Genomic DNA, 23,807 nt, shown 5'->3' with positions numbered 1-23,807 from the left:
CGCCTGAAACACATTTGTCTTATATTGTATTATTGCGACATACGCAATAAAAGAGAAGGAAGATATTAACTAAGAGCTTTATAAAACCCATTTGGAATATTAGCCCGTGCTATGTGCTTTTGGTTGCCTGAGTCCTGGAAACAGCTGTGGGTATTTGTCGCCAAAAATTTTAGTCTTTCATATCAGCCCCACTAACGCCATTGGCACTGTTCATAAAGTTCTGTAGGGGCAAACGACCATTTGCCCCTACTCCTCAGCTCAAGAAAATGTAGAAAAGTTTTTGAGAAATGGTATGAGGTATCCGCCTTCGTTGAAATAGAACTGCCTCACAGAATTTTCTGTACCTCTATTTTTAAATAGCTCTCATCAGGGTTTTATATCTAAATCAAGCGATCGCTCTATGTCTCTCAACCAACGCCTGAAACACACTTGTCTTATATTGTATTATTGCGACATACGCAATAAAAGAGAAGGAAGATATTAACTAAGAGCTTTATAAAACCCATTTGGAATATTAGCCCGTGCTATGTGCTTTTGGTTGCCTGAGTCCTGGAAACAGCCGTGGGTATTTGTCGCCAAAAATTTTAGTCTTTCATATCAGCCCCACTAACGCCATTGGCACCGTTCATGATGCCTGTGGGTATTTAAATAAGGGAGATATCAAACAAGTAAGTTTCCGTTCTACTGAACTTATCCAAACTTACACCCAACCATTTTGACTTATGACTTGTATACACCGCCAATATGACGCTTCCCCTACCCAACTCCCAGAACTATAAAATATAAGTTGAAGATTTTTTAATTTTTATTTCGTCAGATAAAATTAATTGAAATATAATAAAAAAATAAACAAATATATCAGACTGATATAAATGCTTGAGTTATCTGCTCTCGGTTTACTGCAAAAGAAACCTCTGCACGGCTATCGTTTAAAGCAACAGCTAGAGTTATTTATGAGTAGCTGTATTAGTATCAACTATGGTGCTATATATCCTTTGCTGAAACGATTAGAAGAGCGGGGTTATATTTTCGTAGTTACAGAAGAACCAGGAGAGGCCGGATGTAGTCGTAAAATCTATCAAATAACAGAAAAAGGGCGCGATCGCTGGCGTGAAAAAATGCTAGAAAATCTCAAAGAAAGTTGGGTAAAAGGTCGCTCTAGATTTCTGATTAAATTTTTCTTTTTCAGTGATTTAGAACCTACTGAGAGAGTAAAACTTATTGAGCATCGTTTAATAGTTTGTCAACTACGTCAAGAATATTTAGATAGTCAACAATCTGAGAATCTACTACTAGACTCCTATCAATATTCTGCTTGTAATCGAGCAAAATCAATGCTAAATGCAGAAATGCAATGGCTTAGGGAAGAATTAGTCAAAGAATTAGAACTGTTGAAGAAGGAAGAAGGAAGAAGGAAGAAGGAAGAAGAAAAAAGTGGATGGGGAGTAAAACCCCAACCAATTGTCAACACCGTGTAGACCGTATAGATTGTGTAGACAGTCGGGTATTAAACCTAAAATAAAAAGATAAACTGTTGAAATCTAATCAAGCAAAAAAAACTGATTTTAACTCTATATTAACTGCAGAAATAATTGGTCAAAATAATAAACAATAAAGGTTAAATAAATGTCAAACTTCAACTCATCAAATTCAGCAATTAAAGACAAAAATAAACCACCAGAAAATATCCAGGAGAATACAAAAATAGAACTATATGAAGACCAGACAAAAACTGTTCCGGAATGGTTTAAACCTGACAAAAATAATTTTTCTGCTGTACTTTGGGCAGAAGGCAGAACACCAAAATATAACTATTATGAAGACCATAAAAAAACTGTTCCGGAATGGTTTAAACCTGACAAAAATAATTTTTCTGCTGTACTTTGGGCAGAAGGCAGAACACCAAAATATAACTATATGAAGACCATAAAAAAGAGGAGTTAAACCCCAAAAATTGTCAAAACCCTGTAGGCGGTGGGGTCTTAAGCCCAAAAACAAAAGATACACTGTTGAATATAATTATGCAAAAAACGAATTTTAACTCTATATTAACTGTAGAAATAATTAGTCAAAATAATAAACAATAAAGGTTAAATAAATGTCAAATTTAAATTTATCAAACTCAGCAATTAAAGACAAAGCTAAACCACCAGAAAATATCCAGGAGAATACAAAAATAGAACTATATGAAGACCAGACAAAAACTGTTCCGGAATGGTTTAAACCTGACAAAAATAATTTTTCTGCTGTACTTTGGGCAGAAGGCAGAACACCAAAATATAACTATTATGAAGACCAGACAAAAACTGTTCCGGAATGGTTTAAACCTGACAAAAATAATTTTTCTGCTGTACTTTGGGCAGAAGGCAGAACACCAAAATATAACTATATGAAGACCATAAAAAAACTGTTCCGGAATGGTTTAAACCTGACAAAAATAATTTTTCTGGTGTACTTTGAGCAGAAGGCAGAACACCAAAATATAACTATATGAAGACCATAAAAAAACTGTTCCGGAATGGTTTAAACCTGACAAAAATAATTTTTCTGGTGTACTTTGAGCAAAAGAAGGAAGAAGCAAAAATGGATGAGGAGTTAAACCCCAAAAATTGTCAAAACCCTGTAGGCGGTGGGGTCTTAAGCCCAAAAACAAAAGATACACTGTTGAATATAATTATGCAAAAAAACGAATTTTAACTCTATATTAACTGTAGAAATAATTAGTCAAAATAATAAACAATAAAGGTTAAATAAATGTCAAATTTAAATTTATCAAACTCAGCAATTAAAGACAAAGCTAAACCACCAGAAAATATCCAGGAGAATACAAAAATAGAACTATATGAAGACCATAAAAAAACTGTTCCGGAATGGTTTAAACCTGACAAAAATAATTTTTCTGCTGTACTTTGGGCAGAAGGCAGAACACCAAAATATAACTATATGAAGACCATAAAAAAACTGTTCCGGAATGGTTTAAACCTGACAAAAATAATTTTTCTGCTGTACTTTGGGCAGAAGGCAGAACACCAAAATATAACTATATGAAGACCATAAAAACTGTTCCGGAATGGTTTAAACCTGACAAAAATAATTTTTCTGCTGTACTTTGGGCAGAAGGCAGAACACCAAAATATAACTATATGAAGACCATAAAAAAACTGTTCCGGAATGGTTTAAACCTGACAAAAATAATTTTTCTGCTGTACTTTGAGCAAAAGAAGGAAGAACACCAAAATATAACTATATGAAGACCAGACAAAAACTGTTCCGGAATGGTTTAAACCTGACAAAAATAATTTTTCTGGTGTACTTTGGGCAGAAGGCAGAACACCAAAATATAACTATATGAAGACCAGACAAAAACTGTTCCGGAATGGTTTAAACCTGACAAAAATAATTTTTCTGCTGTACTTTGAGCAAAAGAAGGAAGAAGCAAAAATGGATGAGGAGTTAAACCCCAAAAATTGTCAAAACCCTGTAGGCGGTGGGGTCTTAAGCCCAAAAACAAAAGATACACTGTTGAATATAATTATGCAAAAAAAACGAATTTTAACTCTATATTAACTGTATAAATAATTAGTCAAAATAATAAACAATAAAGGTTAAATAAATGTCAAATTTAAATTTATCAAACTCAGCAATTAAAGACAAAGCTAAACCACCAGAAAATATCCAGGAAAGTACCAAAATAGAACTATATAAAGACCAGACAAAAACTACTCCGGAACAGTTTAAACCTGACAAAAAGAATTTTTCTGGCGTACTTTGGGCAACAGTAATTATTACCACTCTCGGAATAGGATTTTTAGGAGGACAATGGTGGCAGTCTCAAAATAGCGAAACAGCCAACAAACCATCAACACCAGTTCCAGGTAGACGACGAAGTACCCTAGTTAAAGCCATACCAATAGAAACTACCTCCCTCCAAGAAACCTCAGAATTTGTTGGGACACTCGAAGCCAAACGCTCAGTCAGAATTAGACCAGAAATAGATGGTAGAGTAATAGAAATTTTAGCCCAGGAAGGAACCTTTATATCCAAAGGGCAGGCGATCGCTAAAATCAAAAGTGATAATGTAGAAGCCAACTTAAGAAGAGCCAAAGCAAACCTCCGGCGAACTCAAGCACGTTTAGCAGAACTCAAAACCGGAGCAAGGCCAGAACAAATTGCCGCATCTAGAGCGCGTCTCAATCAATCTCAAGCACGTTTAGCAGAACTCAAAACTGGAGCAAGGCCAGAACAAATTGCCGCAGCCAGAGCGCGTCTTAATCAATCTCAAGCAAGTTTAGCAGAACTACGAGCAGGTACTCGTAATGAAGAAATTGCCCAGGCCAAAGCACAGCTACAAGAGGCAGAAGCACGACTGGCCAATGCCAAATCAGGTAGTATGTTAGAAGAAATTGCTCAAGCTAAGGCGCAAATAGAAGTACAACAAGCAGAATTAGAGTTAGCTAGCGAACAAGTAAAACGAAATCAAAATTTGAGAGATGAAGGAGCGATCGCTGAATTAACGTTTCAGGAAATTTTCAAACAAGAGAAGGCAGCTAAGGCAAGAGTAGAAGAAGCAAAAAGACGAGTGACCCAGTTGCAAAGAAATCGAGAATCTACAATTGAGACATTAGAAGCAGCACTCGAACAACAACGCCAAGTATTGAGAAGACTAGAAAATGGCACTCGTCCCGAAGAAATTGCTAGAGCAGAAGCGGAGGTGGCAGAAGCTCGTAGTAATTTAGAGGAATTACAAAATGGTACTCGTCCCGAAGAAATTGCTAGAGCAGAAGCTGAGGTGGCAGAAGCTCGTAGTAATTTAGAGGAGTTGCAAAATGGCACTCGCCCTGAAGAAATTGCTCAGGCCACCGCAGATGTGGCAGCAGAACAAGCAGAGGTAGAAAGTTTAGAAGTGGAGTTACAGGATACGGTAGTTGTAGCTCCCTTTGCTGGAATTGTGGGAAATATGATTGTGAAAATGGGAGATTTTGTTACTGATAGTGACACTATTACTACTGTTACGGCAAATCAAGTATTAGAAATCAATTTACCAATTCCTTTGGAGCGACGAGGGGATTTAAAATTGGGTTTACCTGTGGAAATTAAGAGTTCAGAGGGGAAAGCTCTGGGAATGGGGAAGGTTAGTTTTATTTCTCCTACTGTTAGTAGTGACTCTCAAACTATTTTAGTTAAAGCAGATGTGGAGAATAGTGCTGGAAAGTTAAGAGATGGTCAGTTTGTGCGGGTAAATGTGATTTGGGATAGACGTCAAACTGTGGTTGTACCAATGACGGCGGTAGGTTTTCTGGGAGAAGAAAGGTTTGTGTATTTGTTGGAAGGAGCGGGTGAGGAGCAGAAAGCAAAACGTCAAATAATTGAGTTAGGTTTGGTTAAGGGTGATGTGACTGAGGTGGTGTCTGGTTTACAACCTGGTGACAAGTTGATTGTTTCAGGGGTGCAAAAGTTGAAGGATGGTTCTGCTGTGAAGGTTTTAAATTAATGAAGAATTTAGAATTTAGAATTTAGAATTTAGAATTACCTCTCCTTGAAAATGGATAGGATTGAGGAACAGGAAAATTTTTATTTATTATCAAAACAACATGGGTCTAAAACCCCGCCTTTTAAGGCGCAATATTTTTGGAGCGAAGCTCAAATCCCTGTTACAAAAATAACTTCTGACTCTCTTGGTGCGCATTCCCTCTCTTGGTCAGCATTCCCTTGCGACTGGCGTCGTCGCGGGGTCTGACCGCTTGCGACTGGCGTCGTCGCGGGGTCGCACCGCTTCTGACTTCTGACTTCTGACTTCGTTAACCCCTTATACGAATTTGAAAAAAGAATGTTACAAATAATAAGCAGTATTAAAATAATTTTTAGGAAACATCTATTGGACGAAAAAGATAAATTACTAGATAATAAATGGTATCAAACCCATTCATTCTGACTTCTGACTCCTGTCTCCTGACTCCTAAGCAATACCCTAAATATTTGTAGCAAAGATTTATCAAACTGGTATTAAAAGGGGAGGCTTTAAACCACAATATTTCGGTAATCTCATGTCCAGTTGAATAATTATTATTAATATATATAGGGGAGTGGGAGAGTAGGAAAAATAGAAAAATTTGCTGTTGAAACAAGAGGATAAGTTTTTTCGAGACCGCTATTATCGGGACATAATATAATGAACAAATCAGAAAAAAATGAAAAATCATCGATAAGAGGTAGGAGTCAGAACTCAGGATTAATTAATGGAAATTTAGAGGAGGTAGTCGGATATATTTATCCCTTTATTTTGTTGCGGTAGTTACCCCAAAATCCTAACTTTTTGGTGGCTCAAGCTTAATAGGTTGCACTTTTTTTCGTTCTAAAAAAGCACTTACTTTTTTCTGTAAATGCTTTTATATTTAATCAGCAGAGTAATAATTAGAGTTTGCTGAAAAAGTCTTTCAGTAGGGGTAGGAGACAGGATTAGAATTTAGAATTTAGAATGCGCGAATTTAGAATGCGCGAATTTAGAATTACCTCTCCTTGAAAGGAGACGACCCACCCCTCGCCCCTCCCTCTCCCAGGCTATGCTTTATAAACATCTTTCTTAACACAAAACTTGACAAAATATACAAATTATGTGGGAGACTTTAAAAGCCTTTTTCTAGAGATAAAATGTATTTTAAAGTACATTAATTTTGAACATTTAAGTAGTATTACTTAGATACTATAACTATTTCTCCCTTCTCTCCGTGTCCCCGTGTCCCCGTGTCCCCGTGTCTCCGCGTCTCCGTTTCCTCGTGTCTGAGGAGTTCCTGATAAGGGATAGCCCTCCCAGGAGGGGAAGACAGGAGAAATTGGAATGAGCGAGGAGGTAGGAGCTAAGTTTTGTAAGAATGATTTTTCTGCCATAGTCTTGCCTAAAATACGTTCCTTTTTGAGCATAAAGAGCTGAAAAATTTGCACTTTTTAAAGTCAAAAAAAGACTACAACTTTTATATGTCAATGCTTTTAGATTTAATCAGCAAGCCCTAATTAATTTGAGGTTAAATTCTGTTTCTATCTTTCTGAGAACCAGAGTAAAAAATAATTCTCTTAATTCCACATTTTAAAACAGATTCAAAATATATTTCGTTTTTATTTGAAAGTTCAATTAATTGAATTAAAATTTCAATCCTATAACAGTTAAAAAGTGTTTAAATTTATTAATTGCTGCTAAATTTGGAGGTAATTACAAATTTAATCCGCCTATTACCTATCAAATAGACATCTCCGATAATAAAAAATAAAATCAACTATGAAACATAAATAATTATCAATTATTTCCCCCTACTGCCTACTGCCTACTCCCTACTCCCTCTTTTCTGGAGATGTCTAATAATAATAAAAAGAAATATCAACTATTAATAAAGCTTAGTTAAAGCTGCTTCTACTTTTGGAGGTAAACGGCGCATAATTTTGCCTTTTTCTCGGTCAACAGTTACCAACGTAACTTTAGCTGTAACATATAACTCTTTACCATCCAAAGATTGAATTTGGTAATCCCAGTCTAGTCTGACTCCTTCAGTATTTGTCATGCGAGTCCTCACTGCAACTACCATCCCCAACTTGACCACTTTGTGATAACGTACTGAAAGTTCTACTACTGGTAAATCGCAGCCAAGATTAACCAACTCAGCATATTCAATACCAATAGAACGCAAACTTTCTATTCTTGCCTCCTCCATCCAGGAAATATAAGTCCCATGCCAAACAACACCAGCATAGTCAGTGTGGTGAGGATGAACTCGGACTATATATTCAAACCAAGCATCTGATTTCTGAGTAGATTGATTTTCAATCGCACTTGTGGGTAACTGAGATTGAGATTGTTCTGATGAGGCCACTTTACAAAATTTGCTAAAACGCTACATTTCTCAAAGTTATCATGGGTGCGGGAGATTTATGCTATTTTTAAACGTTATTATTCGCTGATTTACTCAACTATAAAGATGATAAACAAAATTTTGCTAGCTGTTGCTGGTCGGGGACTATGCGAGCAGATGCTCAATATGTTGATGGACATTCCCTACTTTCAAGTAGCATCTGTCACTGTATTGCACGTTGTCCCCCCCTCAAGCTAGTGCAGAAGGTATGTCTGCTAAGTTAGAAGAAGGTGGAAAAATTTTGGCAGAGGCTGTCCAATCTTTAAAAGTAGATCCAAAAAAAAGTTAATCCTCGACTTAAACAAGGAGACCCAAAGGATATTGTTTGTCAAATAGCTGATGAAGAAGAATCTGAGCTAATTATTATGGGTTCGCGGGGACTAGGTAGACTGCAAGCTATTTTGGAAAATTCTGTTAGTCAATATGTTTTCCAGTTAACTTCCCGTCCAATGCTACTGGTGAAAGACGATATCTACGTCAAAAAAATCAGGCGGGTGATGGTAGCTCTAGATTCATCAGAAGGAGGAAAAAGTTCTCTACAGTTGGCTATTTCCTTAGTGAATCAAATTCCTGGGGGAGAATTAATTTTGAGTCATGTGAAGAAAGACCCCAGTGGAAAATCAATGCAAGATTATACTGCCGATGCAGAAAAAGACCCTGTTGTGGCTGAAGCTGCAGCAAAAGCCAAAAAAATGGGTATTAAGTATCGCTGTGTTGCTGCTAGTGGTAAACCTGGTCCAGAAATTTGTAAAGTTTCCCAGGATTTGAATGTAGACCTATTGATATTGGGTTCGCCAGACCGCCGTCCATCTAGTGCTAAGAATCTTGTGGACCTTGATAAACTATTAGGAAATTCTCTATCGGACTATGTGCGGGTTTATGCCAATTGTCCTGTATTGTTAGCTCGCCAGAGTGCTAGTTAGGGTTTGCTGAAACAGAAGTAGGGGAGTAGGGAGTGGGGGAGTGGGGAGTAGGGGAGTAGGGGAGTGGGGGAGTAGGGGAGCGGGGAGTAGGGGAGTAGGGGAGTAGGGGAGTAGTTAGAAGAAAAGAGGAATTAATTAGGCAGGACTTACCCATGCAACTCCCTTAAAAACGCCATTTGTAGGGGCTTTCTGGCATTGGCTAACGCCAAGCTCCGCTTTACATGTTGCGGAGCGTTAACGGAGTTATGCAGTAGCAAAACGCCCTCACTGGATGTACTGTTCGTGCGTAAGTACTGTAGGAGATAGTCGGATATATCTGTTCCTTGATTTTTCTGCTATCCCCCCTGCCTTTTTTTATGCTAAGTTTTTCAGGGTTTTCAACGTAATACCAGGCAATTTTTTCGATCCTTTAAAGGCTGAATCCTTTATCTGTCAGTCCTTTTAGATTTAATCAGCAACTGCTAATTAGACAAAAACAGCAAAGTAGGAGGACAATTTTTTTAAATTATGCTCCTACTCTGAGTTTGTAAACTGCTAATTTAGCTTTCGTTGTTGCCAGTTTGAATATACAAAATGATTAAGAAAACGGCTGGCACAAATATGAACAAAATGGTTGCCACAAAGCCTAAATCATTAACTGCCATGATTAACCCACCTTGAATTGAAAAAACCACAAGGTTAAGAATACCATTATTTGTTATTTGCGTTTTGGTTTTGTTTTGATAGTCACAGGACCGTTAACCATAGTCTGACAGGCTAATCTATAAGAAGGGGGCCTCTTCTTTAACTTTTGTTCTTCTACTGGAGTACGGGGTGAAAGATTTTCCAGACCTTCAACAACCTCTACGACACAGGTTCCACATTGTCCATAGCCTCCGCAATTCATCATTTTGCCTGTAAAGGTGTAGAGGTCAATACGGTTTTCTAGAGCTTTAATTCTTAAATTTGCTCCATCAGCAGCAATTATTTCCTGGTTTTCTTGTTCAAATTTGATGTTGGCCATTATGAATTATTAACTTATGTTGAAATTGGTAATTCTAAAAAATGTTAACTAATGTTGAGAAGTTTAATGTCATGTTTGGTTGAATACTTATAAATAACTTAGCTAGGAGTCAGGAGTCAGGAGTTAGGAGTCAGGAGTCATTTCAGTTATCAGTTATCAGTTATCAGTTATCAGTTATCAGTACCTGTACCTGTTTGCGCAGCATTCGGCAGGAAAGTCAGAGGCTTGAAATATTGAACTTTATTTTTTCTTGGTCTGATGGATATGGCGCAGGTGTCCTCGCCATCCCACCCTAGGGGAAGCGGCGCTACGACCACTTTTTCATCCCCTTGAAAGGGCAGGAGGCTTGAGACCTTATTTTTTGGTCAGGAAGAATAAAGGATGAGAGTGGGAATTATCTGGGGATATTCCGGCATTTTATGTCTGCATTGATATGGAAGTAGAAAGTGCGTTAATTGTATAGCCGGATTTTATATAACTTGTTTTTTTAGAAGAAGACAGAAGAAAAAGCCACTTTGACATCCTCCCGACGCTGCTCTACGAGACAGCGCGGGATTCCTTAACATCACTGTTAGGGGCTTTCTGTTTCCTCTTGACAGAGGAGCTTCGCTAACATAGCACCCGCCTTGCGGGGTTTACTCCCTTCAGGTCTAAAGGCGCGCTCCACAGACTGACACTGCTCCTCCCGCAGCCAAAATATTTATACTAGCGTTAATATCTCGATCGTGGTGAGCTGCACATTCTGGGCAATCCCACTCTCTAATATTTAGAGGTAATTTTTCCACTACATGACTACAATTAGAACAACGCTTAGAACTAGGGAAATATCTGTCAATTTTAATTAGTTGACGACCGTACCATTCTGCTTTGTATTCTAATTGCCTAACTAATTCTCCCCAGTTGGCATCACTACCCACCCCTCTTGCTCCCCTCCCGGGAGGGGATGGGGGTGGGTTATGATTCTTGACCATGTTTTTTACTGCTAAATCCTCAACCACAACAGTTTGATTTTCTCTGATTAGTTGAGTGGGCGCGCTTATGGGTATAGTCAAGTCTTGAATCTTTAATTCGGGCGTGTATCCTGGCTACTCTCAGTCTGGCCTTTTGATAGTTATTAGATCCCTTAGTTTTTCTAGATAGAGACTTTTGAGCCAATCTCAGTTTTTTGTCTAATTTGCTTAGATTCTTAGGGTTAGCAAATGTTTCTCCATCACTGGTAGTAACTAAACTGGTAATTCCGCGCGTCAATACCAACTTGTTTGGTTGCTGGGTTCAGTTTTAAATCTCTAGAGTCATTGACTCTCAGAGACACTGACCATCTGCTGCTAGGGTCAAGTTTTACGGTAATTGTACTTGGTACACAGTTTTGGGGCAACTGCCTACTCCATCTAATAGGTAACGGTTCAGAACATTTAGCCAAATATACTTGACCATCTTTCCACTTAAATGCGGACTTTGTGAACTCAGCACTACCACCCGGCGCGCTTTTTCTTAAAGTTGGGATATTTGGCACATCCACTAAAGAAGTTGGTAAAAGCTGTTTGTAGATGGACTACCGCCTTGCTGTAATGGAACACTGCTAACTTCTTTTAGGAAATCTAAATCTTCCTGTTTTTTCCAGTTCGTCAGCATAGCAGAAGTTTGCTTATACCCTACTCGTTCTTTGCTTTCATGCCAAGCTTGAGTTCTAGCGGCTAAAGCTTTGTTGTATATGAGGCGCACACAACCTATTGTCCTCCGCAGCAAATTTTCTTGCGACTGAGTAGGTTGACATCCTCCCCGGCCTAAAGGCACGGGGATTCCTACCGAGCCTTAGCTCCTCGGTGGGTTGACGTCTCACAGGCTGCTGCTACTTTGGCAGTAGTCTGACGCTTGCCTCCACGTCCGTTTAGAGTTTCCGAGTGCCCCCCGGCAACTAATAACACTATAGCATATATTCAATTCACTTAACATAAAAATAAAAAGTCGCCCTACAAGGGCGAGGCTTTAAACCCAATTTTTCGGTAAAATCTAAATTTGTACGCTTTTTCAACCATATACTGTTTACTGATTCAAGACTGAGATTTTAGCATATCATGTGTGAAACCGCAACATTGATTGGTTTTCCCATACGACGCTCCCCTGCGGGAGAGCGCGGGTCTTCAACCAACGTTGAGAAGTCAGAAGTCAGAAGTCAGAAGTCGTAGGGGCTAATGGCATTCGCCCGTACAGAAGTTAACCCACCCCTAACCGCGACTGTGGAGGAGAAGTAGGGGATTTGAGCTTTGCTCCAAAAATATTGCGCCTTAAAAGGCGGGGTGGCGCTACCCTTATGATTTTGATAAAACTCAGAGAAAGTAATATCTGGTTGTCCTCCTAGCGTAATGGTAAGAGATATATATTTTTTAATCCCACATTCCGCACTTCAAGAGCGTAACATAAAAATTAGTATAAAATCCGTAGCTTGCTTAGGTATTTATACTATATAAATTATCTTCATTTACCTCAATGGATAGTCAAATTCTCAGATTACTTATGCCAGCATAAACACTTACTGAATCCTTGACTCCTATTGACCACTATAATTTACTTCTTACTTCTTACTTCTTACTTCTTACTTCCTTCTTACTTTTGACTTTTGACTTTTGACTTTTGACTTTTAACTTCTTACTTTTGACTTTTAACTTCTTACTTTTGACTTATTTTTCTACTAAATTTTGTGGTGCGGAATGTGGGTTTAATTTCTTCCCCACTCCCCCACTCCCCCACTCCCCCACTCCTCATCTTCCTCAAGGAGTATCCGACAAATCTCCACCAGGAAGATTACTAACAGCTCGCTGTAGTTCTGACAAAGAACGGTTATAGTCAATAATTGCAGTTAACAAATTATTCTCAGCCCTCGTCAAGTCTGTCTCAGCATCAATCACCTCTAACTGAGTTCCCACACCTGCTTGAAATCTGAGTCGTGCCAAACGTAAAGCTTCTCTGGCCTGTTCCACACCCAATTCTGCTGTAGAAATATTCTCGAAGCTAGCTTCCAAACCAAAAAAGGCTTGTTCAACTTCACGACGAACCTGATTTCTAACTTGCTCAAAGCGATTTTCTGCAATATCTTGATCCAGAATACTCTGTCTAGCCGCCGCCCTAGCTGCACCACCATCAAAGAAATTCCACCTAAAGTTGAATCCTACTGTAGTTCCATCAGCCCAACCCCTAGCTGCAAAAGGACTTTGGTTATCAGTAGTTAACCCCAACACATTGTAAGTGGCAAAGAAATTTAAGCTTGGCCTGATGGCTGAGAGAGCTAGTTTTCGCTGCTCGTCACTTAAGTCTCTTTGTACCAACTGCTGTTCTAACTCAGCTCGGTTTTGAAAAGCGGACACAATTGTTTCATCTAAGGATAGAGGCCAAGACCCTGCTGGCTCAATTGGGTCAGCCGCCGTTAAATTGATTAACTGACTTATATTCAATCTTTCCACTAAGCGACGTTGGGCAGTTCGCTGGTCTCGCAGTGCGTTTGTGAGATTTTGTTGTTCGTTGGACAATGTTACTTGAGCTTGCAATACATCAAACCTAGTTCCAACTCCAGCTCTTTCTAAAGCTTCTGCATCTTCTAAACTTTTTCTAGCATTAGCCACAGCAGCTTCCCCAATTCTGACTCGTCCATCTGATTCCTGTAGATCGTAGTATTCGTCAGATACATTAAAGCGCAATTCTTCTGAAACTCTTTCTAACTCTAGTTCTCGGAGGTGCATTTGCTCTCTAGCAATTCCAATTCTGGCAGAACGAGCTTTACCAAGGCCAAGGTCATAGTCAAATCGAAATTCATTGATAAAAGTTGTGGTGGGGAAATTTTGAATATCTGTGTCTACAAACTCTGAACCTTGACTTTCTGCTAGTCGTTCTTGGGCTTTGGCCTGCAAATCACCCTGTGCACTTTCTGTACGTTGTAAGCTTGAGTCAAAAGTTAGGCTGGGCCACAAAGCTGCTTGAGCCTCTCGCATACTTTCTCTACTTCTTTCGACTTCTAATTGAGCAATTTCTATTTCTGGATTATTGCGTCTGGCTAAGTCAATGGCTTGCTCTAAAGTAATTGCTATGGTTTCTTCTATTTGTACTTCATCGGGGGTAATTGGAAAGTTTAATGGGTTAGGTTTTCGTTGAATTTGAGGGGGAGGATCTGTTTGTAAGGTTCCGTCTGGTACTGGTGGGGGAAAACTTTCTGTTGTTTGTTGAACAATGATAAAACCACTATTTGTTGATGAAGGTTTTTGATTTTCTACTCTGGCTAAATTAGGAACAGTATTGCTGCTTGGAGTTTGATTGAGACCTGTGGTTATCTGGGCAGATTTTTTCTGTGTTGAAGTATTGCCAAAAGTAGGTGGGTTATGAATTGTTGTTGTTGAATTTCGGTTATTTCTACCGGGTAATCTTAAGGGGTTAGTTAAGCCTAATGCTTGGGTTTCAGTCTGTGCTAAATCATTGACTGTTTCCATTATGGGTGCTCGATTAATGCTTGTCATTACTCGGTAAGAATTTCCGGGAATTGAATTTCTTTCCGATGTTGTTTGGGAATTATTTGTTTCGTTTTCTTGTTCTTGATTAGGTTGTAAATTTGTCTGAAATTTTGCTGTTTCAATTTTAGGATTTTCTACTTTTGATTTTGGCTGTAACAAATCTAATAAACTAGAATTTGATTTTTCTAATTCAGCCAAATTTTTCGATTCTACTTCAGCTTTTTCAGCACCTTTACCTGCCAGAGTAATTGACTGTTGAAATTCGGTTTCATTGCTGGGAGAAATTTCTGCTGCTCTGTGAGAATTACCATACTTTGGCTGTAACAAATCTAATAAACGAGAGTTTGATTTCTCTAATTGAGCCAAATTTTTCGATTCTACTTCAGCTTTTTCAGCACCTTTACCCGCCAGAGTAATTGACTGTTGAAATTCGGTTTCATTGCTGGGAGAAATTTCTGCTGCTCTGTGAGAATTACCATACTTTGGCTGTAACAAATCTAATAAACGAGAGTTTGATTTCTCTAATTGAGCCAAATTTTTCGATTCTACTTCAGCTTTTTCAGCACCTTTACCCGCCAGAGTAATTGACTGCTTAGATTCGGTTTCATTACCAGGATTAACTTTAGTTTCTACCTCAGAATTACCTGATTTTGACTTTAATAAATCTAATAAACTAGAATTTGATTTCTCTAATTCAGCTAAATTTTTCGAGTCTATCTCAGCTTTATTCCCAAATTTATCAGCCAGAGTAATTGACTGCTTAGATTCGGTTTCATTACCAGGATTAACTTTAGTTTCTACCTCAGAATTACCTGATTTTGACTTTAATAAATCTAATAAACTAGAATTTGATTTCTCTAATTCAGCTAAATTTTTCGAGTCTACCTCACCTTTATCCGTACCTTTATCAGCTAGAGTAATTGATTGTTGAAGTTCGGTTTCATTACCAGGATTAATTTCCGTTTCCATCTCAGAATTACCTGATTTTGACTGTAATAAATCTAGTAAACGAGAATTTGATTTCTCTAATTCAGCTAAATTTTTCGAGTCTATCTCAGCTTTATTCCCAAATTTATCAGCCAGAGTAATTGACTGCTTAGATTCGGTTTCATTACCAGGATTAACTTTAGTTTCTACCTCAGAATTACCTGATTTTGACTTTAATAAATCTAATAAACTAGAATTTGATTTCTCTAATTCAGCTAAATTTTTCGAGTCTACCTCACCTTTATCCGTACCTTTATCAGCTAGAGTAATTGATTGTTGAAGCTCGGTTTCATTACCAGGATTAATTTCCGTTTCCATCTCAGAATTACCTGATTTTGACTGTAATAAATCTAGTAAACGAGAATTTGATTTCTCTAATTCAGCTAAATTTTTCGAGTCTATCTCAGCTTTATTCCCAAATTTATCAGCCAGAGTAATTGACTGCTTAGATTCGGTTTCATTACCAGGATTAACTTTAGTTTCTACCTCCGAATTACCTGATTTTGACTTTAATAAATCTAATAAACTAGAATTTGATTTCTCTAACTCCGCCACATTTGTCGATTCTACTTCAGCTTTTTCAGCACCTTTACCAGCCAGAGTAATTGACTGTTCAAATTCTTTTTCATTACCAGGATTAATTTCCGTTTCTACCTCATAATGACCAGACTTTGATTGTAATAAATCCAATAAACTAGAATTTGATTTCTCTAACTCAGCCACATTTGTTGAATCTACATCAACTTTTTCAGCACCTTTACCAGCCAGAGTAATTGACTGTTTAGATTCTGTTTCATTACCCGGACTAATATTTGCTTCTCTATGAGAATTACCAGACTTTGACTGTAACAAATCTAATAAACGAGAATTTGATTTCTCTAATTCAGCTACATTTTTTGAATCTACATTAAAATTTTGATTCTTGTTAGCTTCCAAACTACGATTAATATTTTGTTTAATTGGTAATGCTGAAGACGAAACATTTTCTCCCTTTCTATGGGATTTTAATTCTGTCAATAAACTACCTGTATTCTTGTATATATTTTCAAATTTTTTAAGGAAGAAATAGCCTCTTGATTAGGCTTTGAATGAGGTAAGTGTTTATTGATATTAACTTCTGAGTGTCTTGTTGATGGTACTTTTGTACCTAATGAAGGAGAATCAGAATTGGAATTTAACTTCTCTAATAAACTGCCTTGATGTCTCGATTGAGTAATATCCTCTAAAGAATCAGTATCTGACTTGACTTCTTGAGTTTCTGTTACCTCAATAGATTTTTCTTTGACCTCTTGTGGGTCTAAAATAGAATTTTTAGGAGTATTACTTTGGGAGTGCATAGGTGGTGGGGTTGTAGACCCCTGTCCCGCATTTGAAATAACTACTCCGATCGCTCCTACTACCAATACATTACGAAAAACACTCATGGATTTTTTTATTCGTCTCCAAGTCCAACTGATATTTTAAACTAACGAGTCAACTGCTCTGCCAAAATCAAAAGTTGAAAATTCAATTAGCAATCGCCCACAGCAGTCAAAATTAGCTCTTCTACTCCTGCCACTGGCCAAATAGGTTTCTTCAGTCGATCTGCTAATTCTTCTAGGGCCATATCATCCAAAAATAAATTATCTCCTGGTTTGAGCATTACTGAGGGTAAAATAATTCCTTCCCCTAAGTCTCGCCCCTGTAAACCCTCTAGCAAATCTTGGCCTGTTAATAATCCAGTAACACTAATACTTTGTCCCCAATAGTTGCTTGATAAGGCTACCATATTTACTTCCAGTCCCTCAATTTGATTGAGTCGCTCGGCGATCGCTGCAAATGCTTTCTCTACTGCATTTCCTACTACCCAGGTTAATTTCCTTTTGGTGCTTAAGCAAATGTTTTTGGCTAAAACTTCTTTGACAGCAGCTTCAAATTGTGATATGAACTGCCGAATTGAACCAACTCCATTGCCAATTTGAGGATAATCTTCATATTCTGAGGCAGGGGGCAACTCTCGACGGCCAATTAAAAACCATTCGTCAGCTAACCAGATGCAATTAGTCCCTGATGTCTGTCTCAGTTTAGCTTGAATTTCTTGTACTTGGTCTATAACTTCCTCCGCTTTTTCAGTGGTGACGGGAATTAGTTCATCTGAACTAGGACGAAAGCGAGTTAAACCGACTGGTACAACTGCCACAGATGCTACTGCCGGAATTTCTCCAGTATGAAATTTTGCTAAATCTAATAATGTGCGTTCCAGATGAATACCATCATTAATTCCCGGACAAACCACAACTTGAGCGTGTATTTGCAGTCGCCGTTGTTGAAACCACTGAATTTGTTCGAGTATTTTACCTGCTCTGGAATTTTTCAGTAGGCGCGATCGCAATTCTGGTTCAGTAGCATGGACAGAAACATAGAGTGGCGAGAGTCGCATTTGTTCTATTCTCTCCCACTCCCGTTGAGGAAGGTTAGTCAGAGTCAGGTATGAACCGTAGAGGAAACTGAGACGATAGTCATCATCCTTTAAGTAAAGAGTTTCTCGTTTACCTGGTGGTTGTTGGTCAATGAAGCAAAACGGACAACGGTTATTACATTGAATGAGACCGTCGAACAGAGCGGTAGAAAATTCTAAACCCAAGTCTTCATCGTAGTCTTTTTCTATTTCGATGTGGTGAGTTTTGCCTTTAGCATCAATGACCTCTATTTCTAAATATTCGTCAGCACAAATATATTGATAGTCGATCAGGTCTCGTGGTTGTTGTCCGTTGATAGAAGCGATCGCATCTCCTGGTTCAAAACCAATTTCGGCAGCGATGGAGTCGGGGATAATTTTAGTTATTAGAGCAGGTTTGATAGAAGTTTTACTCATGTTATGAAGGAAGAAGGAAGAAGGAAGAGGGAAGAAGGAAGAGAGAAGTTAAGGAATAAATTATACCAAACCCGCTTATAAAAAGGTAGTTTGTCCAATATATTTTGGTTGTGCATTACCAAAGTGTGGGATAAGTAAGTAGGGCAGGCGGTTGGTAATCACTCAGCACTGATATATATAAGGTTGAGCGTATTTTAGACGCGTTGGGGGCGCGAGTTGAATTGCTTGTTGGACTAAAAAGTTAGGACGGCATCAAGACAAGCACAATAACTATACACCCAACAATTATTCCTCCTACTTTCTTTCTCAGCTCTCCCCACACTCCCCACCCGGACCACACTCCCCACCCGGACAACACTTCCTTGACGCACTACCTATATTTTTTTCCCTACTGTCTGGTCTACTGAAATGAAAAGCACTTTCAATAATTGATAATTGATAATGAATAATTGATAATTACCTCTCCCTAATACCATTTCTCAAAAAGAACGCTATGTATGATTGGGTGGGGAAGTGTGGGAACTATGGGAGATGGCGGGAGGAGTTAAAACTAGGAAAAATCTATACTAACCGAATAATAATTGTCAAAAAAAGACTTTGAATTTTGGTGAATATTTGACTGTTGAAGTATAACTTAAATATAGCATTACTTTTGGGAATTAGTATAAAAGGAAGAGGATTGAATAAAAGGAAAAATTTTTCTTGTTTCCCCTTGAAAGGGGAGGTTTCAAGGCGCGAATTATTTAATTATTAATTGTTCGGTAAGGTATTTATCTATAGACTCATGTACTTTCCTTGTTTCTTCTTTCTTCTTCCTTCTCCAAACCGCTGACCGCTTCTTTAAGAAGTCAGACTAGCTGTTAATATTCCCATAATTAGATTGATTTGATTTAGATAATATTCCGTTAAATCTATAATAATGTTTTCCCCTTCAAGTTTTAAGAATCGCCAGTTTGTTCCAGATGTAATTGCTCCATAAATTGTTGTAATATTGTTGCCTTCTTTTTGGTTAAATATTCTGGCTGCTATCATTTCTCCTATACATTGCCCTAATCCTAAATTGAGATTTTCTTTTTTCGCTTCAACAATCACAATTACTGGAGATGTTACGATTAACATTTCCGATGATTTCGTTATTAAAAAGTCACAAGTTCCGTTTAATCCTGTTTCTGGCTCAACTGTAAAATCTATGCCTGAGAATATATTAATTTGTTCTTGATTTTGTCTTTTGATATCTATTAATACTGGCGCAATTATCATTTCCGTTTGCGGAGCATTCCGTCAGGAAACGAGCTTTTTCGCTATTACTTGCTAGAGCGATCGCTACGTTATAGTCGAGTATTTCTGTTAATAATTTACTAGGTTGTAATGGCGATATATTTGCAAAATAGTTTTGTTCTTCTCTTATCTTAATTTCAAAGGATTGTTTGATTTTTTCTAATGTAAAATCCCTGTAAGATATCTGTTATGAAACACCTAAGAAGTTAAGTATAAAAATTGATTAGTAGTTGTGCATTGTAATGGTATAACCAGTGGGAGCATCTTGCTCCCGTTCCAATTATTTTGGTCACGATATAACCAGTGGGAGCATCTTGCTCCCGTTCCAATTATTTTTGGGTTATCCTGCTCACTAACGTGTGAAGATACAGCAGATTTTACTTTGGTGAAGTAGACCCATCGCGGGCAAGATGCCCGCACTTGCATTCATTTAATTGTTAATATCTGTACTTCATGTAGTTGGAAGGAGAAACAAGAAAAAATTTTCCTTTGAGTCAATCGTATCCGTTTTCAAGAAAAGGTAATTATTAATTATTAATTATTAATTATTAATTGTTGAACTACTTCCTCGAAATAGATGAGTATGTTGAGGATTATAAAGACCAGAACGCCCTACTTTTTCCACTTTCTCCAACGCTGGACTAATAACATATAGGGTTGTTCTGACTAACTGTTTATCCTCAGTAACAACAGCCATTTTCTCCAAAGGTACAACCAAAATCTGTTCATCAGGCCATCCTAAACGATAACATATTGCAATAGGTATTTGAGGCGAATAATGTTCCATCAACTTTTGTTGTGCTTCCCAAACATGACGAGCGCTCAAATACAAACATAAACTCGCCCCGTGAGCAGCCAAACTACTCAACTCTTCACTAGGAGGAACTCCTGTAGCTTTTCCACTAATCCTAGTTAATATAATTGTCTGTACCAACCCAGGTACAGTCAACTCCACTTTTAACTTAGCCGCTGCATCCTGAAATGCACTAATTCCCGGCACAATTTCAAAATCAATTTCTGCCTCTGCCAAAAGCTGCATTTGCTCATAAACCGCCCCATACAAACTTGGATCTCCAGAATGGAGACGTACTACAGAACAACCTTTTCTCACTCGGTCTATCATTAAAGGCAGAATATCTTCTAGGGTTTTATTTGCCGTTCCAATAATCTCAGCGTCAGGACGTACATCTCGTAACATTTGCTTAGGTACTAAAGAATCTGCGTATAGAATCACATCTGCTTTAGCCAAGATATTATAAGCCTTCACCGTTAATAGATCGGGGTCTCCTGGACCTGCTCCTACAATGTAGACTGCTGCTTCAAGACTTTCTGTATTATTCATTTATTAGTATTAGCCAAAAAATTTTCTTCAGTATTCTGTGATTTTTCCTGATTTTAGTAACTACATTCAGATAAAAGGAATGGTAGATGCACCCTGGTATAGCTCTGGACTTACTGTCTAGAGCTTTTTTTATCTTTTCTCTTGCGGGTTTAATGCCCCACAGTTAACGGATGTGCTGAAATTGTTTGGGGCGATAAGACACGAAGTGGCTGGTCGTTGACTATCGCCATGCAATTTTTCCTTCTTCCTTCTTCCTTCTTCCTTCTTCCTTCTTCCTTCTGTCCTTCTTCCTTCTTCCTTCTTCCTTCTTCCTTCTTCATTTCACTCTTTCTGTGTCTCTTCCTCCCTGTACCTATTCTCTGAAGGCCACACATCAGGTAAAGGTCGCTTCAACAAATATAGCCAAGCCAAACCTGCCAACCCCAATAAAATTCCAGCTAAACTCACAAATTGGGCAATTCGCAGTGGCCCTAACATCAAACTATCAGTCCGTAATCCCTCAATCCAAATTCGTCCACTACTATAAGCTGCCATATAAACAAGAAATAAAGTCCCTACCTTAAGTCGATATCTACCACGCAAATCTTTAAAAAATAGGAATAGTAATAGTCCAAAGACCATCAAATTCCATAGAGACTCGTATAAAAAGGTGGGATGAAAATAATCAAAATTTACTAATTCCGATGGACGACGTTCTGGAGGAATATATAACTTCCAAGGTAAATCAGTGGGACTACCAAAAGCCTCAGAATTGAAAAAATTACCCCACCTACCGATGGCTTGTCCCAAAATTACAGAAGGCGCCACTAAATCTGCCAATTGCCAGAAAGAGATTTTATTAACTCTACCAAAAATTAAAGCAGCGATCGCTCCACCAATAATTGCTCCATGAATGGCAATACCTCCTTTCCAAATTGCAATCATATCTATAGGATTTTGTTGGTACTGTTCCCACTCAAACAGAACATAATACAACCTTGCTCCAGGAATTGCAGCTAATACCAACCAAACTACTAGATCGCCTAATAAATCAGGGTTAACATGACGGCGTTTAGCCAAATATTGAGATAGAGTAACTCCGATTAATACTGCTGTTGCAATTAGAAGTCCATACCAACGGACAGCCAAAGGCCCCAATTCAAAAATAATTGGACCTGGAGAAGTAAATTGAAAGCCTAAAGGCAATAGGGGAATTTCTACTGTCATAGATTTACATAGAAAAATTAATTATAAGAATAGTTCATAAAAATATAGTCAAATATGACATATCCTTATTTTGCAGGAGTTACCCTGACTGGGTGTTAGCGCAGCTCCTCCGGAGGAGGCACTACAACACCACGCCAGTTGCTTCAAGTCGGGGGACCCGCCCAACGCACTGGCTTCTCTATCCCATAGTCAAAGACATTTGGGACTGCTTTTTTCATAATATTTAGAGAACCGTTCACATCAGCATTAATTAATCCAATGCTTGCAGTACAATACAAGCCTCTTTTTACTCTTTTTCCTGAAAAGGTGACTTGATTTTTCTCACCTTTCTTGTAAACAGGAATCAAATCATTATCTATAAAACTCGCTTTTGAGGTGTAAGATTCTTCTGTAATAATTACATATATCCCTACCATCTTGGCTTTATAAGATAACATTTCTATTAACTTGTTATAGGGAACAGATACAAAATTTTGATTACTTTTTTTTCCTAGATTTATCTTCTGCTTCCACTCTTTATTGTGCCCTATTATCAATGTTCCTATTTTCTGATTAATCAGGGTATCAATAATCAAACGAGATGCTTTATGTAGATAATCGTTGATTTTAAATTCTCTTTTATTACAAAGCTTTTTCAGTCTCTTACTTGATTGATTTTCCTGGAGTTGAGATTGTAGGAAGCTTTTGATTTTATTATAGTATTGATTGATAGATTTTAACGGTCTGCCATTGATCAAGAGCGGTTTGATTCCGGCTTGATTAAAAGTTAATGTAGCTAAATTGTTTAATCCTATATCAATACTGGCACAACAATTTTTCTCTAGCTCGTATTGTTTTTCGCATTTCTCATAAATCACCTCTATTACATAATGGTTAAGTCTGGGGACGAGACGAACTTGTTTAATTTGTGAAGTAGGCACTAAAGTTTTGAGATAAATCCCTGTTTTACTCGGATTAATAATTCCTTGTTTTAAGTTGCTTCTTGCTGATGGCTTGTGTGGTATAAACTACAATATTTCTTCCCTTTACTTTATTTTTATATCCAGGAAGACGAGGACGAGATTTAAACTTTGATGGGTTCTTTAGATAAACTTCGTTTGCTGCTAAAAAACTTTTCCAGTTTCTATCTAAAATCATCAAGATTTGTTGAGATACTTTAGCTGGTATTGCTTGATAATCTGATTGAGTAGAGAGTGTTTTTGCAGGTCGTAATAGTGACAGATAATGTATTTTCAAATATGAAAGATTGACGAACTAAATAATTAGCATAGTTATAGAGATTTTTCGACAAAAAACACAGTCGGTCAATTTCAGGATAAAACCGATGATTTTCTGAATAGGATATGTCTCTCAACTAATTTCATAAATCAAGGAGTTAAAATTATATTAGGATTTGAGCAGTTCGGAACTTTTCTGATTATTTAGTCTGAAACTAAGCGTGCCAATTTCATTATACTATTAATACAGATGGCCTTGGAGTTATTAAATTTTGTCAAATATTTAGTAGCTATGCTTGTACAAATCAACGAAGATATTTGACATCACTTGACTATATATGACTATATTTATGTATAACTTTTATTATACCTTAATAGCTAAAAGTCAAAAGTTAGAAATTTTGAGGAATATGAGGAATATAGCGATCGCACAGCATATAGTTATAGCAGTCGAATCAAAGGACGCGGACATTCCTTCCTCTATTTAGGATTTGCTGAATAAATCTCAAAGTATTTACAGGTAAAGGTTTTAGACTTTTTAGATATAGAAATTGTACCTGGTTTTCAGCTCTTCATGCTCAAAGAAAGAGCGTATTTTGGGCG

General features: G+C 37.7%; 21 protein-coding genes and 2 pseudogenes. 9 read left to right on the top strand and 14 right to left on the bottom strand.

The annotated features are described in order from the left end of the window. The first annotated feature begins 872 nt into the window (after positions 1–872). The 8 genes from SAGCYANO_RS25510 (at position 873) to SAGCYANO_RS25475 (ending at position 5,491) form a co-directional block, all read left to right on the top strand. A complete protein-coding gene (locus tag SAGCYANO_RS25510) occupies positions 873–1,478 on the top strand; it encodes a PadR family transcriptional regulator (protein WP_202222655.1) in 606 nt (201 codons plus the stop codon). A 148-nt stretch (positions 1,479–1,626) separates the two neighbouring features. After that, complete coding sequence (locus SAGCYANO_RS25505) at positions 1,627–1,944, top strand: hypothetical protein (RefSeq protein ID WP_202222654.1); 318 nt, start codon at positions 1,627–1,629, stop codon at positions 1,942–1,944. 154 nt (positions 1,945–2,098) lie between these two features. After that, positions 2,099–2,494, top strand: coding sequence for a hypothetical protein (locus SAGCYANO_RS25500; RefSeq protein ID WP_202222653.1), 396 nt, complete (start codon positions 2,099–2,101; stop codon positions 2,492–2,494). Continuing rightward, positions 2,491–2,697, top strand: coding sequence for a hypothetical protein (locus SAGCYANO_RS25495; RefSeq protein WP_202222652.1), 207 nt, complete (start codon positions 2,491–2,493; stop codon positions 2,695–2,697). The genes SAGCYANO_RS25500 and SAGCYANO_RS25495 overlap by 4 nt, the downstream gene beginning before the upstream one ends. A gap of 57 nt (positions 2,698–2,754) precedes the next feature. Next, positions 2,755–3,048: a hypothetical protein gene (locus tag SAGCYANO_RS25490; protein WP_202222651.1), complete on the top strand. Its 294-nt coding sequence runs from the start codon at positions 2,755–2,757 to the stop codon at positions 3,046–3,048. Further along, positions 3,045–3,251, top strand: a complete 207-nt coding sequence (locus tag SAGCYANO_RS25485) for a hypothetical protein (RefSeq protein ID WP_202222650.1) — start codon at positions 3,045–3,047, stop codon at positions 3,249–3,251. The genes SAGCYANO_RS25490 and SAGCYANO_RS25485 overlap by 4 nt, the downstream gene beginning before the upstream one ends. A 97-nt stretch (positions 3,252–3,348) precedes the next feature. Beyond that, positions 3,349–3,567, top strand: a complete 219-nt coding sequence (locus SAGCYANO_RS25480; RefSeq protein ID WP_202222649.1) for a hypothetical protein — start codon at positions 3,349–3,351, stop codon at positions 3,565–3,567. A gap of 46 nt (positions 3,568–3,613) precedes the next feature. Beyond that, the gene (locus tag SAGCYANO_RS25475) at positions 3,614–5,491 is read left to right on the top strand and encodes an efflux RND transporter periplasmic adaptor subunit (RefSeq protein WP_202222648.1); all 1,878 of its coding nucleotides are present in this window, start codon (positions 3,614–3,616) and stop codon (positions 5,489–5,491) included. A 1,885-nt stretch (positions 5,492–7,376) separates the two neighbouring features. Here the strand turns inward: SAGCYANO_RS25475 and SAGCYANO_RS25470 are convergent. Beyond that, a complete protein-coding gene (locus tag SAGCYANO_RS25470) occupies positions 7,377–7,859 on the bottom strand; it encodes a thioesterase family protein (RefSeq protein WP_202222647.1) in 483 nt (160 codons plus the stop codon). Between the two features lie 105 nt (positions 7,860–7,964). Here SAGCYANO_RS25470 and SAGCYANO_RS25465 point away from each other — a divergent pair. Continuing rightward, a pseudogene (locus SAGCYANO_RS25465) lies at positions 7,965–8,821 on the top strand (universal stress protein). Positions 8,822–9,360: 539 nt separating this feature from the next. On the opposite strand, the gene psbM reads toward SAGCYANO_RS25465, so the two are convergent. The 13 genes and pseudogenes from psbM to SAGCYANO_RS25405 all read right to left on the bottom strand — a co-directional run bounded on the left by psbM (position 9,361) and on the right by SAGCYANO_RS25405 (position 23,223). After that, positions 9,361–9,465 carry a photosystem II reaction center protein PsbM gene (gene psbM / locus SAGCYANO_RS25460; RefSeq protein WP_124147322.1) on the bottom strand — a complete coding sequence of 35 codons (105 nt, stop codon included), beginning with the start codon at positions 9,463–9,465 and terminating at the stop codon, positions 9,361–9,363. 53 nt (positions 9,466–9,518) lie between these two features. After that, positions 9,519–9,824, bottom strand: a complete 306-nt coding sequence (locus tag SAGCYANO_RS25455) for a 2Fe-2S iron-sulfur cluster-binding protein (protein WP_202222646.1) — start codon at positions 9,822–9,824, stop codon at positions 9,519–9,521. A gap of 571 nt (positions 9,825–10,395) precedes the next feature. Further along, positions 10,396–11,618: pseudogene (locus SAGCYANO_RS25450) on the bottom strand (RNA-guided endonuclease InsQ/TnpB family protein). Between the two features lie 8 nt (positions 11,619–11,626). Further along, positions 11,627–11,749 carry a hypothetical protein gene (locus SAGCYANO_RS48045; RefSeq protein ID WP_255502447.1) on the bottom strand — a complete coding sequence of 41 codons (123 nt, stop codon included), beginning with the start codon at positions 11,747–11,749 and terminating at the stop codon, positions 11,627–11,629. An 843-nt stretch (positions 11,750–12,592) separates the two neighbouring features. Continuing rightward, on the bottom strand, positions 12,593–16,324 hold the full coding sequence (locus tag SAGCYANO_RS45615) for a TolC family protein (RefSeq protein ID WP_237396678.1): 3,732 nt from the start codon (positions 16,322–16,324) through the stop codon (positions 12,593–12,595). Then, positions 16,321–16,731 carry a hypothetical protein gene (locus tag SAGCYANO_RS25440; protein ID WP_202222645.1) on the bottom strand — a complete coding sequence of 137 codons (411 nt, stop codon included), beginning with the start codon at positions 16,729–16,731 and terminating at the stop codon, positions 16,321–16,323. Before SAGCYANO_RS25440 ends, SAGCYANO_RS45615 begins: the two co-directional genes overlap by 4 nt. A gap of 86 nt (positions 16,732–16,817) precedes the next feature. Continuing rightward, positions 16,818–18,161, bottom strand: a complete 1,344-nt coding sequence (locus SAGCYANO_RS25435) for a TIGR03279 family radical SAM protein (protein WP_202222644.1) — start codon at positions 18,159–18,161, stop codon at positions 16,818–16,820. A gap of 840 nt (positions 18,162–19,001) precedes the next feature. Further along, a complete protein-coding gene (locus tag SAGCYANO_RS25430) occupies positions 19,002–19,421 on the bottom strand; it encodes a hypothetical protein (RefSeq protein ID WP_307785970.1) in 420 nt (139 codons plus the stop codon). A gap of 559 nt (positions 19,422–19,980) precedes the next feature. Then, positions 19,981–20,781, bottom strand: a complete 801-nt coding sequence (gene cobM, locus SAGCYANO_RS25425; protein WP_202222643.1) for a precorrin-4 C(11)-methyltransferase — start codon at positions 20,779–20,781, stop codon at positions 19,981–19,983. Between the two features lie 149 nt (positions 20,782–20,930). Beyond that, the gene (locus tag SAGCYANO_RS25420; RefSeq protein WP_202222747.1) at positions 20,931–21,101 is read right to left on the bottom strand and encodes a hypothetical protein; all 171 of its coding nucleotides are present in this window, start codon (positions 21,099–21,101) and stop codon (positions 20,931–20,933) included. Position 21,102: 1 nt separating this feature from the next. Then, a complete protein-coding gene (gene lgt, locus SAGCYANO_RS25415; RefSeq protein ID WP_202222642.1) occupies positions 21,103–21,987 on the bottom strand; it encodes a prolipoprotein diacylglyceryl transferase in 885 nt (294 codons plus the stop codon). A 143-nt stretch (positions 21,988–22,130) separates the two neighbouring features. Next, positions 22,131–22,907: an RNA-guided endonuclease TnpB family protein gene (locus tag SAGCYANO_RS25410; protein WP_202222641.1), complete on the bottom strand. Its 777-nt coding sequence runs from the start codon at positions 22,905–22,907 to the stop codon at positions 22,131–22,133. Positions 22,908–22,941: 34 nt separating this feature from the next. Further along, positions 22,942–23,223, bottom strand: coding sequence for a hypothetical protein (locus tag SAGCYANO_RS25405; protein WP_237396676.1), 282 nt, complete (start codon positions 23,221–23,223; stop codon positions 22,942–22,944). Positions 23,224–23,807: the final 584 nt, after the last annotated feature.

The organism is Okeania sp. KiyG1 (genome assembly GCF_014132355.1).
GTDB lineage: Bacteria > Cyanobacteriota > Cyanobacteriia > Cyanobacteriales > Microcoleaceae > Okeania.
This window is presented reverse-complemented; position numbering and strand designations above follow the sequence as displayed.

Coding starts and splice junctions, on each gene's coding strand:
- SAGCYANO_RS25475 (WP_202222648.1), top strand. CDS start 3,614: ATGTCAAATTTAAATTTATCAAACTCAGCAATTAAAGACAAAGCTAAA.
- SAGCYANO_RS25485 (WP_202222650.1), top strand. CDS start 3,045: ATGAAGACCATAAAAACTGTTCCGGAATGGTTTAAACCTGACAAAAAT.
- SAGCYANO_RS25435 (WP_202222644.1), bottom strand. CDS start 18,161: ATGAGTAAAACTTCTATCAAACCTGCTCTAATAACTAAAATTATCCCC.
- SAGCYANO_RS25480 (WP_202222649.1), top strand. CDS start 3,349: ATGAAGACCAGACAAAAACTGTTCCGGAATGGTTTAAACCTGACAAAA.
- psbM (WP_124147322.1), bottom strand. CDS start 9,465: ATGGCAGTTAATGATTTAGGCTTTGTGGCAACCATTTTGTTCATATTT.
- SAGCYANO_RS25495 (WP_202222652.1), top strand. CDS start 2,491: ATGAAGACCATAAAAAAACTGTTCCGGAATGGTTTAAACCTGACAAAA.
- SAGCYANO_RS25505 (WP_202222654.1), top strand. CDS start 1,627: ATGTCAAACTTCAACTCATCAAATTCAGCAATTAAAGACAAAAATAAA.
- cobM (WP_202222643.1), bottom strand. CDS start 20,781: ATGAATAATACAGAAAGTCTTGAAGCAGCAGTCTACATTGTAGGAGCA.
- SAGCYANO_RS25420 (WP_202222747.1), bottom strand. CDS start 21,101: ATGAAGAAGGAAGAAGGAAGAAGGAAGAAGGAAGAAGGACAGAAGGAA.
- SAGCYANO_RS25490 (WP_202222651.1), top strand. CDS start 2,755: ATGTCAAATTTAAATTTATCAAACTCAGCAATTAAAGACAAAGCTAAA.
- lgt (WP_202222642.1), bottom strand. CDS start 21,987: ATGACAGTAGAAATTCCCCTATTGCCTTTAGGCTTTCAATTTACTTCT.
- SAGCYANO_RS25440 (WP_202222645.1), bottom strand. CDS start 16,731: ATGAGTGTTTTTCGTAATGTATTGGTAGTAGGAGCGATCGGAGTAGTT.
- SAGCYANO_RS25455 (WP_202222646.1), bottom strand. CDS start 9,824: ATGGCCAACATCAAATTTGAACAAGAAAACCAGGAAATAATTGCTGCT.
- SAGCYANO_RS25510 (WP_202222655.1), top strand. CDS start 873: ATGCTTGAGTTATCTGCTCTCGGTTTACTGCAAAAGAAACCTCTGCAC.
- SAGCYANO_RS25500 (WP_202222653.1), top strand. CDS start 2,099: ATGTCAAATTTAAATTTATCAAACTCAGCAATTAAAGACAAAGCTAAA.
- SAGCYANO_RS25430 (WP_307785970.1), bottom strand. CDS start 19,421: ATGATAATTGCGCCAGTATTAATAGATATCAAAAGACAAAATCAAGAA.